This is a genomic window from Streptomyces sp. NPDC002125 (assembly GCF_053593715.1).
This window is the reverse complement of sequence record NZ_JBSFDD010000004.1, coordinates 351,495-366,263: the sequence shown is the minus strand read 5'-3', so window position 1 is coordinate 366,263 and position 14,769 is coordinate 351,495. Positions and strand designations below refer to the sequence as shown.

Genomic DNA, 14,769 nt, shown 5'->3' with positions numbered 1-14,769 from the left:
GCGGAGAACCGTCACACGGCAAACGAACCAATCGTGTGACGGTCACATCGGCCCCGTCGCTCGTACCCCTCGCGGGTCGGACCGTCGCTCCGCCAGGAGCGGGCATCGCGCCTACAGGGGACCCTCCGGGCCCTCCTCGCCCGCGCTCAGCTCCTCGGCCCGCAGCGCCAGATCCTGGAGCACATCGGCCGAACTCACGTCCTCCTGGCCGGAGTCGTGGACCTGGGCGAGCGCGATGAAGGCCAGTGTGAAGGCTCCGACCAACTGCTCGACCGCTCCGCCGACCTCGCGCCCCACCAGGACGGCCATCTCCTCGACGGTGGCGTCGGAGGGAATGGCGATATGCGGCATCGTCTCGTTGAGGAGAGTGGTCACCATGTTCCCGCCCGCGTCGATGTCGCCCCCGCCCGTGTCCTCCTCGGCATGGCGCTGCATCTCGCCGGCCTCCGTGAGGATGCCGATCACTCGCTTGAGGACTTCGCTCTGCTCCATACGGTGAGCATATGTGCCCCGGACGCCCGCACCCGGCCGCCGGCCTGCGGTGAGCCGAACGGCGGAGCGCCCCCGGACGCCGGCGGGTGGGGCCGCCGGGCCGGGGGCTCGGGCCGTCGCCCGGGGAAGGGGCTCAGGCCGTCGTGCGGGGCCTGTCGCCCGAGACTCCGCGGATCAGCTCCGCATAGCGCCGTCCGCTGCTCTTGACCGTGCGGCGCTGGGTCGCGTAGTCGACGTGGACGAGACCGAAGCGCTTGTCGTAGCCGTACGCCCACTCGAAGTTGTCGAGCAGCGACCACGCGAAGTAGCCGGCCAGCGGCGCACCCCCGCGGACCGCGCGGGCGCAGGCGGACAGGTGCTCCTCCAGATAGCGGGTGCGCTCCGGATCGTGCACCGAGCCGTCGGCCCGCACGGTGTCCTCGTAGGCGGAGCCGTTCTCGGTGACGTAGATCCGCCGGGCGCCGTACTCGTCCGTGAGGCGCAGCAGCAACTGCTCCAGGCCGTCGGCGTGGACCTCCCAGTCCATGGCGGTGTGCCGCGCGCCGGGCGGCTGGACCTGCCTGGCTTTCGGCACGGGCCCGTCCGGGTCCGCGGTGACGATCTGGCGGAAGTAGTAGTTCAGGCCCAGCCAGTCGAGGGGCGCGGCGATGGTCTCCAGGTCGCCCGGCCGCTGGGGGAGTTCGACGCCGTACAGGTCGAGCATGTCCTGCGGGTAGCCGCGGCCGTGTATCGGGTCGAGCCACCAGCGGTTGATGTGGCCGTCGGCGCGGACGGCGGCGGCGAGGTCCTCCGCACTGTCGCTCGCGGGCTCGATCGGGCTGAGGTTGTTGACGATGCCGACACGGGCGTCCGGGGACTGCGCGCGGATCGCCCGGACAGCCAGGCCGTGGCCGAGGTGGAGGTGGTACGAGGCGTGGACGGCGGCCGTCAGATCGGTCAGGCCCGGCGCCATCCGGCCCTCCAGGTGCCCGATCCAGGCCGAGCAGAGCGGCTCGTTGAGCGTGGCCCAGTCCTTCACCCGGTCGCCGAGGCGACCGACGACGACGGAGGCGTACTCCGCGAAGTGCTCCGCCGTCTCGCGGACGGTCCAGCCGCCGCGGTCCTGGAGTGCCTGCGGCAGGTCCCAGTGGTACAGCGTGGCGAACGGCGTGATCCCGGCCTCCAGGAGGCCGTCGGTCAGCCGGTCGTAGAAGTCGAGACCGGGCTTGTTCACCGGGCCGTCGCCGCCGGGCACCACGCGCGGCCAGGCCACCGAGAAGCGGTAGGCGTTCGCACCGAGCTCCTTGACCAGGCCGATGTCCTCGGGGGCCCGGTGGTAGTGGTCGCAGGCCACGTCCCCCGTGTCACCGTTGTCGATGGCGCCCGGGGTGTGCGAGAAGGTGTCCCAGATCGAGGGCGAGCGGCCGTCCTCCGCCACCGCTCCCTCGATCTGGTACGCGGCGGTGGCGACGCCCCAGGTGAAGTCGGCCGGGAGACCGGTGAGGTCGTTCACTGACTGCCTTTCGTGGTGGGTCACTTGACGGCTCCGGCGGTGAGGCCGGCGACGAGGTAGCGCTGCAGGAGCAGGAATCCCGCGACGACCGGCACGCTGACGACCAGCGAGGCCGCCATGACCTGGTTCCAGTAGACGTCGTTCTGGGTGGCGTAGCCCTGAAGGCCGACCGCCAGGGTGCGGGTGGTGTCGTTCGTCATCACGGAGGCGAACATGACCTCGCCCCACGCCGTCATGAACGCGTACACCGACACGGCGACGATCCCGGGCACCGCGGCCGGCACGACGATCCGGAACAGGGCACGGACCGGGCCGCAGCCGTCGACCATCGCGGCCTCGTCGAGATCCCTCGGGATGGAGTCGAAGTAGCCGATCAGCATCCAGATGGAGAAGGGGAGCGAGAACGTCAGATACGTGAGGATCAGCCCGCCCCGCGAGCCGTACAGGGCCAGGCCGGTGCTGTTGCCGATGTTGACGAAGATGAGGAACAGCGGGAGGAGGAAGAGGATCCCCGGGAACATCTGTGTGGACAGGACCGTGACGGTGAAGACCCGCTTGCCCCGGAAGCTGTAGCGGCTCACGGCATAGGCCGAGAACACCGCGATGACCACCGAGAAGACCGTCGCGGCACCGGCGACCACCAGCGAGTTCACGAAGTACCTCGCCAGCGGGACGGTCTCCCAGATGTCGAAGTACGGCCTCACGGTCAGCTTGTCAGGTATCCACCGGAACTTCCCCGACACGTCCTGGAGCGGCTTCAGCGAGCTGCTGACCATCACGTAGACCGGCAGCAGGACGAAGCCCGCAAGCAGGGTCAGGACGACCCTGCGGGTCCAGAGGAAGGACCGCGGCGCGGCCATGGGGGACCGGGGGCTAGGCACGGGAACCCTTCCTTCCGCGGGAGGTGAAGAACAGATAGACGGCCGTCACGACCAGGAGGAAGAGCAGCAGGAGCACCGACATCGCGGAGCCGGTGCCGAAGTTCCAGGTGACGAACGACGACTGGTAGATGTGGATCGAGATGAGATCCGCGTTCTCGGGAGCCGCCTTCCCGAACAGCACGTACGGGGTGTTGAAGTCGTTGAACGTCCACAGGAAGAGGACGAGCACCAGCACCTGGTTGACGGGCCGCAGCGAGGGCAGGGTGATCCTGCGGATCTGCTGCCAGATGCCCGCGCCGTCGATCGACGCGGCCTCGTACAGCTCGCGCGGGATGTTCTGCAGCGCGGCCATCAGCATCAGGAAGGCGAACGGCCAGCCCTTCCATACCGAGACGATGATCAGCGCGTAGATGCTGTTGTCACCGATCAGCCAGAACGACGGCTGGTCGGTCAGGCCCAGCTGGTCGTGCAGGACGTGGTTCACCAGTCCGTTGTCCCGCTGGAACATGAACGCCCAGGTGATGACCGCCGCGTAGACCGGCAGGGCGTACGGGACGAGGAACACGGCCCGCAGCAGGCCGCGGCCCCGGAAGTTCTCCTGGAGCATGATCGCCGCGGCGACCCCGAGCAGCCAGGCGAGACCGACGGCGAAGAAGGTGAAGACGCAGGTGACGAAGAAGGAGCGGAGCAGGGCCTCACCGATCGGGGCGTCGAAGTCGACGGCGATCCTGTAGTTGTCGAGGCCGGTCCATGGTGCCGCGCCCCAGTCCCTGATGAAGAACTGGGTGAGCTGGCGGAAGCTCATCACGATGCCGACGATCATCGGGATCAGATGGATGAGGAGTTCGAGCAGGACGGCCGGGAGGAGCAGGAGATAGGGCAGTCCGCCGCGGCGGATCCGGTCGGGGACGCGCGGCAGTCCGCGCCGCGCGTTCCCGCTGCCCCGGCTCGTACCCCTGGCCGGCGTGCCGGCTTCGGGGTCCGTGGTGACGGTGGCGGTCATGAAGGGTGCCTCACTGCTGCATGGTCTGCTGGGCCTTTTCCAGGCGCGCCTTGACCGACTCGGTGGTGACGGGCGTGCCTGCCGCGGCGTCCGCGAACAGCTCCTTCACCGCGGTGCCCACGGCCGTCTCGAACTGCGACTCGTTCGGCACCTGGGGGAGCGGTGCGGCGCTGGTGGCGAGTGTGTCGCGCAGGACCTTCAGCTCGGGGGCTGCGAAGGCGGGGTCGGACTGGGCGGCCTTGACGGGCGGGATCGACCCGTAGGTCTTGCAGAGGATCTTCTGCTCCTCGTCGCTCGTCATGAACTTCACGAACTTCTTGGCGCCGTCGATGTTCTTGGTGTTCCTGAACACCGCCATGTTGATCCCGGCCACCATGGAGTTGGTCTGCTTGCCCGCGCCCGGCGCGCCGGCGGGAACGGGGACGGGAGCCACACCCCAGTCCTCCGGCTTCATGCCCTGCGCGGAGAAGGTGGTGGCGGCGGCCTGCCAGAGCACCATCGCCGTCCGGCCCTTGGCGAAGTCCGTCAGCGACTGGTTCTGGGCGTACTCAGCGTTGCCCGGAGCGATGATCTTGTCCTTGGCCATGAGGTCGACGTACTGCTTCACGGCGGCGACGGCACCGTCCGACGTGAAGTCGGCCTTGCCCGCATCGTCGAAGAAGTCGGCGCCGTGCTGCTGTCCCAGGACGAAGGTCTGGTGGATGTTGTTGGAGAGGTTGGAACCCTCGGCGCCGAGGGCCCACTTGCCGTCCTTGGTGAGCTTCCTGCCGTCCGCGACGAGCTGGTCCCAGGTGGCGGGCGGTGTGGTGATGCCCGCGTCGGCGAACATCTTCTTGTTGTAGTAGAGGGCGTACGCGAGGGAGTAGAGCGGCACCGCCGCGGGCGGCTCGCCCTCCTTGCCGGCCGAGGCCACCGCCGATTCGATGAAGCGGTCCCGGCCGCCGATCGCCTCGAAGTTCTTGTCGTCCCAGGGGAGCAGCGCGCCGGTGGCCTGCAGCGACGCCGACCAGGTGTTGCCGATGTTCAGTACGTCCGGGCCCTGACCCGACGTGGCGGCGGCGAGGATGCGGTTCAGCAGGTCGGCCCAGGGCACGACCTCCAGCTTCACCTTGATCCCGGTCTCCTTCTCGAACTTCTTCAGCTCGGGGGTGAGGATCTTCTTGTCGGCCTCGATGTTCGGGCCCTGGTTGGACGCCCAGTAGGTCAGGGTCTTGGGTGACTCGTTGCTGCCGCCGTCCGACGACGTGCCGCCGCCGCAGCCGGTCACTCCGGCGGCTACGGACATGGCGAGGGTGATGGCTGCTGCGGCTCTGAGGTGACGCATGAAAGGTGGCCCCTTTCCGGGGAGGGCGCGGTTCGGGATCCGAACGCCCCTTCGCTCTTAATTTAAGATGTGATTTAAGAGCTGAAGAAAGTGCGCGTCAAGGGCTGGGGCCGGGGTATGTTGCCGGAAGGAAGGGAGCAACATGGCTGAACGCAGCAGACGGACCGTGCGTGACCTGCGACGGGGCAACCGGGCGCGGGTATTGCAACGGTTGTATTTCGACGGTCCGTTGAGCCGTCAGGAGCTCGGGCCCGCCACGGGGCTGAGCTCGGGATCCATCAGCAACGTGGTCGCCGAGCTCGTCTCGGAAGGGCTCGTGGAGGAGGCGGGCATCGTCGACTCCGACGGCGGACGCCCCCGCACGCTGCTGCGGATCGCCTCGGGCGGCGGACTGTTCGTGGGCGTCGACATCGGGGAGACCCGGGTGCGCGTCGAACTGTTCGACCTCTCACTGACGGAGCTCGCCCGCACCGACCGCCTGCTGGCACAGCACGGATACGACGTCGAGCGCATCGTCAGCCATGTCCGTTCGGGCGTCCTGGACGTCCTGCGCGACGCGGGCGCCGACCCCCGCACGCTGCTCGGCGTCGGCATCGGGGTGCCCGGCATCATCGAACGCGACGCACCGGAGGCGGCCGGCGGTCCGGGCGCGGTCGTGCACGGGCAGACCATCGGATGGAGCGCCGTGCCCTTCGAACGGCTGCTCCGCGCCGCGGTGGACGTGCCGCCCGAGGTGCCGTTCTTCATCGACAACGGCGCGAAGACGCTGGGCCAGGCCGAGATGTGGTTCGGCGGCGGGCGGGGCGCCGGATCGGCGGCCGTCGCCCTGATCGGCTCCGGCGTGGGCGCGAGCGTCAACCGGGGGGACATCCTCGACGAGGACCTCTCCGACGCCGCGCTGGAGTGGGGCCACACGACCGTGCAGCTGCGGGGCCGCCGCTGCCGCTGCGGCTCCATCGGCTGCCTGGAGGCCTACGCCGGAGCGGAAGCGATGCGCGAGCGCTGGCAGGAAGCGGGCGGCCCGCTGCCGCCGGACGCCGACGACGAGAACGCCCTCGCCGCACTGCTCGCGGCCGCCTACCCGGGCCCCGGGGGCGGAGCCCCGGACCCGGTCGCCGTCTCCATCCTGGACGAGACGGCCGAGTGCCTGGGTGCGGCCCTGGCCGACCTGGTCAACCTCTTCCTGCCCGAACGCATCCTGCTCGGCGGCTGGGCGGGGCTGCTCATCGGCCCCCATCTGCTCCCGGACATCCGCCGGTACGCCCAGGAGTACGCCCTGCGGCACGCGGCGGCCCGGACCACGATCGACCTGGGGCACCTGGGCCCGGACGCGGTCACGGTCGGCGCCGCGACCCTGCCCCTGGCCGACTTCCTGGCCCGCGGCGGCTCCCGTCCCGCACCGAAGCCTCTCCCGGAGAGCGCAGCGGCCCCGGAGCGCACGGTGGCGACGGGACGCGGGCGCGGAGCGGCGGGCTGAGGGGAGGCCGGCAGGGTGCGCGCGGGGCCGAGCGGAATGGCGTACGACCATGCCCGGCGACCAGTGATCAGCGACCGGAGCCTGGTGCCCGGCGACCGGTGCCCGACTCCTGTACGGCCGCGCCGGCCCCCGGTGCGCTACGCGGAGTCCCGCACGACCAGCACGGGTTCGAAGATCACCGAGGTCACCGGCCGGTCCGGCGCGGCCAGTCGGTCCAGCAGCAGTCCGGCCATCTCCGCCGCCATGTCCTCCACCGGCTGGCGCACCGTCGTGAGCGGTGGCCGGCAGGTCGAGGCGGCGCTGCTGTCGTCGAAGCCGACCACCGCCACGTCGTCGGGCACCCGTCTGCCGTGTTCCCTCAGCACATGGCAGGCTCCCATGGCCATCAGGTCGTTCCCCGCGAACACCCCGTCCAGGTCCGGATGTTCGGCGAGCAGCCGCTCCATGGCGGCCTCGCCGCTCTCCTGGGTGAAGCGGCCCTCGGCCACCGGGACGCCGGAGTGCCCGTGCCGCGTCAGCGTGTCCCGGAAGCCGGCGAGCCTCTCCTGCCCCGCCGGCAGGTCCAGCGGCCCGCAGATGGTGACGATCCGCCGGCAGCCGCGCGCCAGCAGATGCTCGGCGGCCAGCCGGGCGCCGTCCCGGTGCGCCAGATCGACGTAACTGATCCGGGCGGGCTTCGCGGGGCGCGCGTACAGCACGGCGGGCAGCCCGGCATCAGTGATCAGCGCGGGCAGCGGGTCCTGCGCGTGCGTCGAGACGATCAGCGCCCCGTCGGCGCTGCCCTGCCTGAGGTAGTCCACCACCTCGTCACGGGCCCGCGAGCTCTCGGCGAACATCAGCACCGGGTGCATGCCGCGCGGGCGCAGATAGTCGACGATCCCCGTCACCACGCGGCCGAAGAACGGATCGGCGAACACCCGGGCGGTGAAGGACCCTTCCGCCGCGGTTTCCGCGTCCTCCTCCGAGACCCCCGCGCCCGACACCACCAGCGCGATGGCGTCCGCACGCCGGGTCACCAGGGAACGGGCCGCGCGGTTCGGCGCGTAACCGGTGACAGTGACCGCCTGCCGTACGGCCTTCTGGATCGCCGGGTCGACGTTGCGCACGCCGTTGACGACCCGGGAGACCGTGGCGCGTGAGACACCGGCCGCCCTCGCCACGTCCTCCAGGGTGGGGGCCGCGCCGGCCGGTCGCTGAGCATCCGTCATGGGCGCATTTATAGCATCAGCGGGCGACCCGAATAGAGCGCTCTCCCAAGTCCGCGTGAGCGGGCCCCACGAGCCGCTTGCCGACGCCCCCGGGGGTCGTGCGCCGGGGCGTATGGGCGGCGGGAGCTGATTGTTCACTTGTCACCACCCTCTGTATGCCCATACGTTGGCCGCTTGCGACGTGTCCTACAGCCAGTGGGGGAGCCGAATCATGGCCGCGAACGGACGGCACCGCAGATATCAGCCCAGCCGGATCAACCGTGCTTCGCTCACGGTGACGGCGGGGGGTGCGGGCATCGCCCTCCCGCTCCTCACCGCCGCCTCGGCGGGCGCCGCATCGACCGATGTGTGGGAGAAGGTCGCCGCCTGTGAGTCGACCGGGAACTGGCACATCAACACGGGCAACGGCTATTACGGGGGCCTTCAGTTCACCGGGTCGACCTGGGCCGCGTACGGCGGCACGGCGTACGCCGCGCGGGCCGACCTGGCGACCAAGGACCAGCAGATAGCCGTCGCCGAGAAGGTGCTCGACGGGCAGGGCCCCGGTGCCTGGCCGACCTGCTCCGTGCGGGCGGGTCTGAAGCAGGGTGGAGACGCACCCGACATCGCCCCCCAGCAGAAGCGCCAGACAGCGGCCGGTACCGGGAAGGGCAAGACGCCGCAGTCCGGTTCCCCCAAGAAGACCGCCCGTGACGCCGGGGCGGCGAAGGCCTCACCGACCACCGTGCCGGGCAAGCGCGAGTCGTACACCGTGGCGCACGGCGACTCGCTCTCCGGCATCGCGTCCGCCGAGCGGGTGCGGGGCGGCTGGCAGCGGCTGTACGCCGCCAACCGCTCCGTCGTGGGCGCCGACCCCGATCTCATCCTCCCGGGGCAGCGGCTGACCCTGGACGTGGCGGGGAAGCCCGTGACCTCGGCGCCGAAGCCCACGGCCACGGCGCCGAGGCAGAAGACCGCCCAGCAGGCGGCGCCGAAAACCGCGGCGCCGAAAACCGCGGCGCCGAAGACGGCCGCCCCGAAGACCGCCGCGCCCAAGCAGGCCGCGAAGCCCGCCGCCCAGAGTGAGAAGAAGACGGCGAAGTCCCGCGCCGGCCTCACCGCCCCCGTCTCGGCCCGTACGGGAACGCCGTACCACCAGGCGGGATCATGGTCCAGCGGCTACCACACCGGCGTCGACTTCCCCGTCCCCACCGGCACATCGGTGAAGGCCGTGGCGTCCGGAAAGGTCGTCTCCGCCGGCTGGGCGGGCGCGTACGGCTACGAGGTCGTCATCCGGCACAGCGACGGCAGGTACAGCCAGTACGCGCATCTCTCCTCGCTCCATGTGCGCGAGGGCCAGCAGGTCGGCAGTGGCCAGCGCATCGCGCGCTCCGGCTCCACGGGGAACAGCACCGGCCCGCACCTGCACTTCGAGATCCGCACCGGCCCCGGCTACGGCTCCGACATCGACCCGCTCGCCTACCTCAGGGCCGGTGGCGTCAGCGTCTGAGCGGTCCGCGTCCGGAGGATCCAGCCACGGACGACGCCCGGACTCAGTCGGAGGCGATCAGTAAGTCACACCGTCGCGACGGACCGGCGACGGGCGGCTCGGTGCGGGACGCGGGACGCCCGGCGCCGAACTCGACCCGCCCGCCGCCATGGTCCAGCGGCATCGTCAGCGGCAGCGAGAGCGCCGTCGGCGCGGGAAAGGGGTCCGGCAGGGCCGCGCCCGGCGCGACGGCGGGTTTCGACGGCTCGGGAAGCTTCACCTCGGGCGCCACCGGACGGTCCTCGTCCTCGGCCGAATCGTCGGTGGTGCCCTCCGACGTGGGCGCCCCGGCCTCCGAGGGCTCCGGCACGGATCGCTCGGTCGCCACCCGCTCCATGGTCAGGAGCACCAGACCGGTCGCCGCCAGGGCGCCGCAGGCGAGCGCGAGCAGGGTTCCCGTCAGGCCGTGGCGGAACTGCTCCCCGAACATGGTGATGCCCACGGCGGCGGCGACCACCGGGTTGACCACCGTGACCGTCGCCAGCGGTGCCGTGAGCCCCGCGCCCCGGTAGGCGGCCTGGGAGAGCAGAAGACCCGCCGCCGCGAGCGCGGCGATCACCAGCAGCGTCGGCAGCCCCGAACCCACAACGCCGGAGGTCCACTCCACCGCGACGGTCTTGGTGAACACCGACGCCATGCCGAAGGCGACGCCGGCGCCGGTGGCCAGCACCACGCTGCGCAGCATCGGCCGGTGCAGTCCCTTGGCGACGACGAGCACCGCCGCCACGGCACCGAAGGTCCCCGTCGCCAGGGTCAGCTGCTCGGAGCCCGCCAGTGTGTGCGATCCGGCGCTCCCCGTTAGAGCCAGCAGCCCGGCCAGCCCCACCGTGGCCATGACGGCGCCGCGCCAGGCCGTACGCCCCGCCCTGCGCCGTACGAAGACCGCCGCCATCGGCAGCGCGAAGACGATCGTCAGAGCACCCAGCGGCTGCACGAGGCTGAGCGGTCCGTACGCCAGAGCCACCACGTGGAGCAGCGCCCCGACGCCGTTGAGCCCGACGGCCACCCACCAGACGCCGTTGCGCAGCGGCGCGTACGGGCGGCTCCCCGCGGCCGACGCCACGCGCTCCTGGACGATCGCGCCGGCCGCGTAGGCGACGGCGGAGATCAGTGACAGCAGCACGGAAAGCGCGAGGGAACTCATGTACACCACGATGTCTCGTCGGAGCGGCCGCGTCGTCGTCCCTGAGGCGGCGATTCGGCGTACTGCTCCAGTTGTACGTACCTCACTCCTGGGTCCTCCTCTCGACGGTAGTCCTCCTCGCCCGCGGGCTCAGAAGTTCGACCTGGAGGTGACGCCGTGCCGCCGTGCGGCTGCGGAACGTGTACGGAAAGGCGTGAACCGGCCCATTTCTCCGGGCCGGGAGCCGACGAGGGGCGGCTCAGGTGCTGAGCTGGAATTCGGCCCGGATGCGCTTGCCGACGGGCACCCGCTCGGCCGTCAGCCGGTCGCAGAGCGCGACGACGATCTCCATGCCGTGACCGCCCAGACGGGCCGGGTCGGGGGAGTAGAGCACCGGGAGTGCCGTGCTGCTGTCGTAGACCGTGACACTGATGCGCCGTGCGTCGCCTTCGAGCTCCAGCAGATAGGGGCCGTGGCTGTAACGGTCGGCGTTGGTGACGAGCTCGCTGACCGCCAGCATGAGGTCGCTGCGGGTGTGCTCACCGAGAACGGCCAGCCACTCCGCCGTGAGCCGCGCGAGGAAACGGTCGGCCAGGGCGCGAGCCTGCGCGATGCATCCGGGCTCGCCGTCGAACACCTCCGCGGCGAGCAGAACCTCGGTGGACGGAGACCCCTGACAGGGGTCCTCCGGCCGTGAGGTGGCCTGTTCGTTCATGTGCTCCAGCCAGGGCGCGCAGGGGAGGTCGTCAACCTCTTCTCGCCGTTCGTCTACCCGCGTCGAGAGATCTCACTCCGGGAGATGTCTCGAGATCTTACGCGCGTGGCGGCAGCCGGACCACGCTCACGAAGAAGTCGTCGATCTGACGCACGGCGCCGATGAACTGTTCGAGGTCGACCGGCTTGGTGACATAGGCGTTGGCGTGCAGTTTGTAGCTGCGCAGGATGTCCTCCTCCGCCGAGGACGTGGTGAGGACCACCACCGGGATCAGCGCCAGTTCCGGGTCGGTCTTGATCTTCTCGAGCACCTGCCTGCCGTCGTACCGGGGCAGATTCAGGTCGAGAAGCACCAGATCGGGGCGCGGCGCGTCGGGGTATTCGCCCTGGCGGTACAGGAAGTCCAGCGCCTCCTGGCCGTCGCGCACCACATGCAGGGTGTTGCGGATCTTGTTGTCCTCGAAGGCCTCACGGGTCATCAGCTCGTCGCCGGGATCGTCTTCCACGAGCAGGACTTCGATGGGCTTCACGGCGTCGTTCAAGAGGGGTCTCCCGACCGGGGGGTGAGCGGGGCGGGGGCGAGCAGCTCCGCCGTGGTGTGCGTGGGTGCTTCGGGAAGCACCGGCAGGGTGAAGTGTATGAGTGTGCCCTCGGTGCGTTCCGGGTCCAGCCAGATCCGGCCACCGTGGAACTCGATGATCTTGCGGCAGAGGGAGAGCCCGATGCCCGTTCCCTCGTACTCGTCGCGGGCGTGCAGGCGCTGGAAGATGATGAAGACCTTGTCGGCGAACTCCGGCGCGATCCCGATGCCGTTGTCGGCGACCGTCAGATGCCAGTTCTCGCCCTCCCGGACACAGCCGACCGTGATCCGGCACGGCTCGTCGGGCCTGCGGAACTTCACCGCGTTGCCGATGAGGTTCTGCCAGACCATGGTCAGCGACGTCGCGTCACCGAGCAGCTCGGGGAGCGGTTCCTCGCGCACGACCGTCGCCCCGGACTCCTCGACGGCCAGAGTGAGGTTGGACAGCGCCCGGTCCAGGGCTCCGTCGAGGTCCACGGGCTTCCAGCTCTGCTGCACCCGGCCCACCCGGGAGAAGGTCAGCAGGTCGTTGATGAGCACCTGCATCCGCTTCGCACCGTCGACCGCGAAATTGATGTACTGCCGCCCCCGGTCGTCCAGCTGTGTGCCGTAGCGCTTCTCGAGGAGCTGGCAGAAGGAGGCCACCTTCCGGAGCGGCTCCTGGAGGTCGTGCGAGGCCACGTACGCGAACTGCTCCAGCTCGGAGTTGGACCGGCGCAGCTCCGTGGTCTGTTCCGCCAGCAGCGTCTCGCGGTCCTGCGACTCGGCCAGCTCCGCGACCAGACGCCGGCGCATGTCCTCGGCCGCCGCGGCCACCGCTCTGACGTCCGAGGGGCCGCGGACCGCGATCCTGGCGGTGAAGGCGCCCGACCTGACCCTGTCCGAGGCCGCGGTCAGCGCGCTCAGCGGACGGCCGACCACGCGCCGCAGCAGCAGGCTGAGCGAGACGACGGACAGCACGAAGCCGATCAGCAGCGCGATGAGCACCCGGTCGCGCGTGGCGCGTGCGTCGTCGAGCTCGGCGCGGGCCTTGTCACGCGCGTCGTCGAGATGGCTCTGCTGCGTGGTGTAGAGGAGGCGCAGCGCGTCGAAATCCTGCTTGCTCCGGAGGATCGGGGCCGAGGACGCGGCGGTCGGCCCGCTCTCCCGCACCGTGGCGATCAGCGGCTCGGCCCGCAGTGCGCGCCACTGCTCGGCGGCCCTCGCGATCCGCTCCAGGTCCTCGGCGTACGGCTGCTCGTCCCCCACCAGGGCGCGCACCCGGTCCAGCCGCTCCGCCTCGTTCCGCACGCCCGCCTCGTAGGGCTCCAGGAACGTGCTGTCACCGGTCAGCGCGTAACCCCGGACGCCGGTCTCCTGGTCCAGGAGCGAGTTCTGCAGCTGGAAGGAGGAGGAGCGGGCGGGCTGGATACGGTCCACCAGGTCCGTGGTCCGGTCGGAGATGCGGGACAGCACCAGGCCGCCCGCCACGAGGCATCCGCAGACCACCAGCACGAAACCGGCGAGGATCAGATGGACCCAGTTCTGCACCGACAGCCGGGCTATGGGGCCCGGGCGCGCGTCCGCGGGTTCCTGTGTACTCATGAGCCGTTCCTCCAGCCGAGATGGAGTACGGCGACGTCGTCGGCCAGCCCGCCGTAAGGGGACGCGCTCTCGGTGGCCTCGGCCACCAGGGCGTCCACGAAGGCGCGCGGCGCCAGTTCCCCGTACTTCCGTGCCATGGCGAGCAGCCCGTCCTCTCCCAGCCGGGAGCTGGGCCCCGTACGCCCCTCGAACAGACCGTCCGTGAACAGGACCAGCTCGTTGCCCGGAACGAGCTCCAGCTCGGTGAGCGTCCAGCGGCCCATGCCCGGCAGCAGCCCGAGGGCCATCCCGGTGTCGGGCTCCACCCAGCCGACGTCCGTGCCGCGCCGCATGAGCAGTCCCGGATGCCCGGCCCGCGCGACGAGCACCCGGTCCCCGCCCGGAGGGAAGACGAGGGTGGTCACGGTGGCGAACACATGGGGATCGGACCGCTCGGCGACGAGTATCTCCTCCAGAAGACCGATCTTCTCCAGCTGCGACACCCCGGTCAGTACGGCCGTACGCCAGGCCACCCGGAGACACACCCCCAGCGCCGCCTCCGCCGCACCGTGCCCCGAGACATCACCGATCACCGCGTGCACCGCACCGTCGGCCGTCTGCACCACGTCGTAGAAGTCGCCGCTCAGCAGCCCGTGGGCGCGCCCCGCCTCGTAGCGGGCAGCCACGTCGAAGCTGTCGTCGAGCAGCAGCGGAATGGGCAGCAGCGCGCGCTCCAGACGGGCGTTCTCCTGGGCGATCAGGCGGCTGGTCCGGATGGCCGCCGCCGACCGCTCGGTGTGCTTGCGCTGGAGGGCGTAACGGACCGCGCGGCCCAGCACCTCGGGATCGATCCGGCCCTTGACCAGATAGTCCTGGGCTCCCTGCGCCACCGCGGACAGTCCGGTCTCGGACTCGTCCAGACCGGTCAGCACGATGACGGCGGCATCCGGCGCGGACTCCACGAGCTGGCCGACGGCCTCCAGGCCGTTCACATCGGGCAGATGCAGATCCAGCAGCACACAGACGGGAGTGCGGCATCCCAGCAGGAACCGCCGGGCCTCCGCCATCGTCTTGCACCAGGTGAGGGGAGCGTCCAGCTCGCTGTCCGTGAGCATCTCCTCGACGAGGAGAGCATCGCCCGAGTCGTCCTCGACCAGGAGAAGGGTCGCACCGACAGCCCAGACGGACGCGTCGGCAGCTGCGAGGACACCCTGCTGCTCCGGGATCCCGGTGGGCTCCTTCACGCGCGCAGAGGTGTCCAACGGCAACTCGGTCACTCTCCACCCCCTCCGACAGACGGCACGGGGTGCCCGTGGCCGTTTCGGCAGGAAGCATATGCGACCGATGCCCGGCACTCGGCCGGGCATCGGTGATTCGACGGATG

At 70.6% G+C, this 14,769-nt stretch carries 13 protein-coding genes; 2 read left to right on the top strand and 11 right to left on the bottom strand.

Going from position 1 to position 14,769, the window contains the following annotated elements:
• Positions 1-111: 111 nt before the first annotated feature.
• The 5 genes from ACWCQM_RS09940 to ACWCQM_RS09920 all read right to left on the bottom strand — a co-directional run bounded on the left by ACWCQM_RS09940 (position 112) and on the right by ACWCQM_RS09920 (position 5,192).
• Entirely contained in the window at positions 112-492 is a 381-nt protein-coding gene (locus ACWCQM_RS09940) for a hypothetical protein (protein ID WP_450914776.1), read from the bottom strand.
• Between the two features lie 133 nt (positions 493-625).
• The gene (locus ACWCQM_RS09935; protein WP_450914848.1) at positions 626-1,984 is read right to left on the bottom strand and encodes a GH1 family beta-glucosidase; all 1,359 of its coding nucleotides are present in this window, start codon (positions 1,982-1,984) and stop codon (positions 626-628) included.
• A 20-nt stretch (positions 1,985-2,004) separates the two neighbouring features.
• Positions 2,005-2,844, bottom strand: coding sequence for a carbohydrate ABC transporter permease (locus ACWCQM_RS09930; RefSeq protein WP_450914847.1), 840 nt, complete (start codon positions 2,842-2,844; stop codon positions 2,005-2,007).
• A gap of 13 nt (positions 2,845-2,857) precedes the next feature.
• Positions 2,858-3,868 carry a carbohydrate ABC transporter permease gene (locus tag ACWCQM_RS09925; protein ID WP_450914775.1) on the bottom strand — a complete coding sequence of 337 codons (1,011 nt, stop codon included), beginning with the start codon at positions 3,866-3,868 and terminating at the stop codon, positions 2,858-2,860.
• A gap of 10 nt (positions 3,869-3,878) precedes the next feature.
• The gene (locus ACWCQM_RS09920; protein WP_450914774.1) at positions 3,879-5,192 is read right to left on the bottom strand and encodes an ABC transporter substrate-binding protein; all 1,314 of its coding nucleotides are present in this window, start codon (positions 5,190-5,192) and stop codon (positions 3,879-3,881) included.
• A 142-nt stretch (positions 5,193-5,334) separates the two neighbouring features.
• On the opposite strand from ACWCQM_RS09920, the gene ACWCQM_RS09915 reads away from it, so the two are divergent.
• Positions 5,335-6,669 carry an ROK family protein gene (locus tag ACWCQM_RS09915; protein WP_450914773.1) on the top strand — a complete coding sequence of 445 codons (1,335 nt, stop codon included), beginning with the start codon at positions 5,335-5,337 and terminating at the stop codon, positions 6,667-6,669.
• Between the two features lie 137 nt (positions 6,670-6,806).
• On the opposite strand, the gene ACWCQM_RS09910 is transcribed toward ACWCQM_RS09915, so the two are convergent.
• Positions 6,807-7,877 carry a LacI family DNA-binding transcriptional regulator gene (locus ACWCQM_RS09910; protein WP_450914772.1) on the bottom strand — a complete coding sequence of 357 codons (1,071 nt, stop codon included), beginning with the start codon at positions 7,875-7,877 and terminating at the stop codon, positions 6,807-6,809.
• Positions 7,878-8,088: 211 nt separating this feature from the next.
• Here ACWCQM_RS09910 and ACWCQM_RS09905 point away from each other — a divergent pair, with 211 nt between their 5' ends.
• Entirely contained in the window at positions 8,089-9,366 is a 1,278-nt protein-coding gene (locus ACWCQM_RS09905) for a transglycosylase family protein (protein ID WP_450914771.1), read from the top strand.
• A 43-nt stretch (positions 9,367-9,409) separates the two neighbouring features.
• Here the strand turns inward: ACWCQM_RS09905 and ACWCQM_RS09900 are convergent, their stop codons facing one another.
• From ACWCQM_RS09900 to ACWCQM_RS09880, 5 genes are all read right to left on the bottom strand, one after another.
• The gene (locus ACWCQM_RS09900; RefSeq protein ID WP_450914770.1) at positions 9,410-10,549 is read right to left on the bottom strand and encodes a DMT family transporter; all 1,140 of its coding nucleotides are present in this window, start codon (positions 10,547-10,549) and stop codon (positions 9,410-9,412) included.
• A gap of 238 nt (positions 10,550-10,787) precedes the next feature.
• Complete coding sequence (locus tag ACWCQM_RS09895) at positions 10,788-11,243, bottom strand: ATP-binding protein (RefSeq protein WP_267078876.1); 456 nt, start codon at positions 11,241-11,243, stop codon at positions 10,788-10,790.
• A gap of 97 nt (positions 11,244-11,340) precedes the next feature.
• Complete coding sequence (locus ACWCQM_RS09890; RefSeq protein WP_450914769.1) at positions 11,341-11,784, bottom strand: response regulator; 444 nt, start codon at positions 11,782-11,784, stop codon at positions 11,341-11,343.
• The gene (locus ACWCQM_RS09885; protein WP_450914768.1) at positions 11,781-13,406 is read right to left on the bottom strand and encodes a sensor histidine kinase; all 1,626 of its coding nucleotides are present in this window, start codon (positions 13,404-13,406) and stop codon (positions 11,781-11,783) included. The genes ACWCQM_RS09890 and ACWCQM_RS09885 overlap by 4 nt, the downstream gene beginning before the upstream one ends.
• Complete coding sequence (locus ACWCQM_RS09880) at positions 13,403-14,662, bottom strand: PP2C family protein-serine/threonine phosphatase (RefSeq protein WP_450914767.1); 1,260 nt, start codon at positions 14,660-14,662, stop codon at positions 13,403-13,405. The genes ACWCQM_RS09885 and ACWCQM_RS09880 overlap by 4 nt, the downstream gene beginning before the upstream one ends.
• Between the last annotated feature and the right edge of the window lie 107 nt (positions 14,663-14,769).

Bases quoted from the DNA above. Each gene is read 5' to 3' on its own strand.
- ACWCQM_RS09940 (WP_450914776.1), bottom strand. From the start codon at position 492: ATGGAGCAGAGCGAAGTCCTCAAGCGAGTGATCGGCATCCTCACGGAG.
- ACWCQM_RS09930 (WP_450914847.1), bottom strand. From the start codon at position 2,844: ATGGCCGCGCCGCGGTCCTTCCTCTGGACCCGCAGGGTCGTCCTGACC.
- ACWCQM_RS09925 (WP_450914775.1), bottom strand. From the start codon at position 3,868: ATGACCGCCACCGTCACCACGGACCCCGAAGCCGGCACGCCGGCCAGG.
- ACWCQM_RS09920 (WP_450914774.1), bottom strand. From the start codon at position 5,192: ATGCGTCACCTCAGAGCCGCAGCAGCCATCACCCTCGCCATGTCCGTA.
- ACWCQM_RS09915 (WP_450914773.1), top strand. From the start codon at position 5,335: ATGGCTGAACGCAGCAGACGGACCGTGCGTGACCTGCGACGGGGCAAC.
- ACWCQM_RS09910 (WP_450914772.1), bottom strand. From the start codon at position 7,877: ATGACGGATGCTCAGCGACCGGCCGGCGCGGCCCCCACCCTGGAGGAC.
- ACWCQM_RS09905 (WP_450914771.1), top strand. From the start codon at position 8,089: ATGGCCGCGAACGGACGGCACCGCAGATATCAGCCCAGCCGGATCAAC.
- ACWCQM_RS09900 (WP_450914770.1), bottom strand. From the start codon at position 10,549: ATGAGTTCCCTCGCGCTTTCCGTGCTGCTGTCACTGATCTCCGCCGTC.
- ACWCQM_RS09895 (WP_267078876.1), bottom strand. From the start codon at position 11,243: ATGAACGAACAGGCCACCTCACGGCCGGAGGACCCCTGTCAGGGGTCT.
- ACWCQM_RS09885 (WP_450914768.1), bottom strand. From the start codon at position 13,406: ATGAGTACACAGGAACCCGCGGACGCGCGCCCGGGCCCCATAGCCCGG.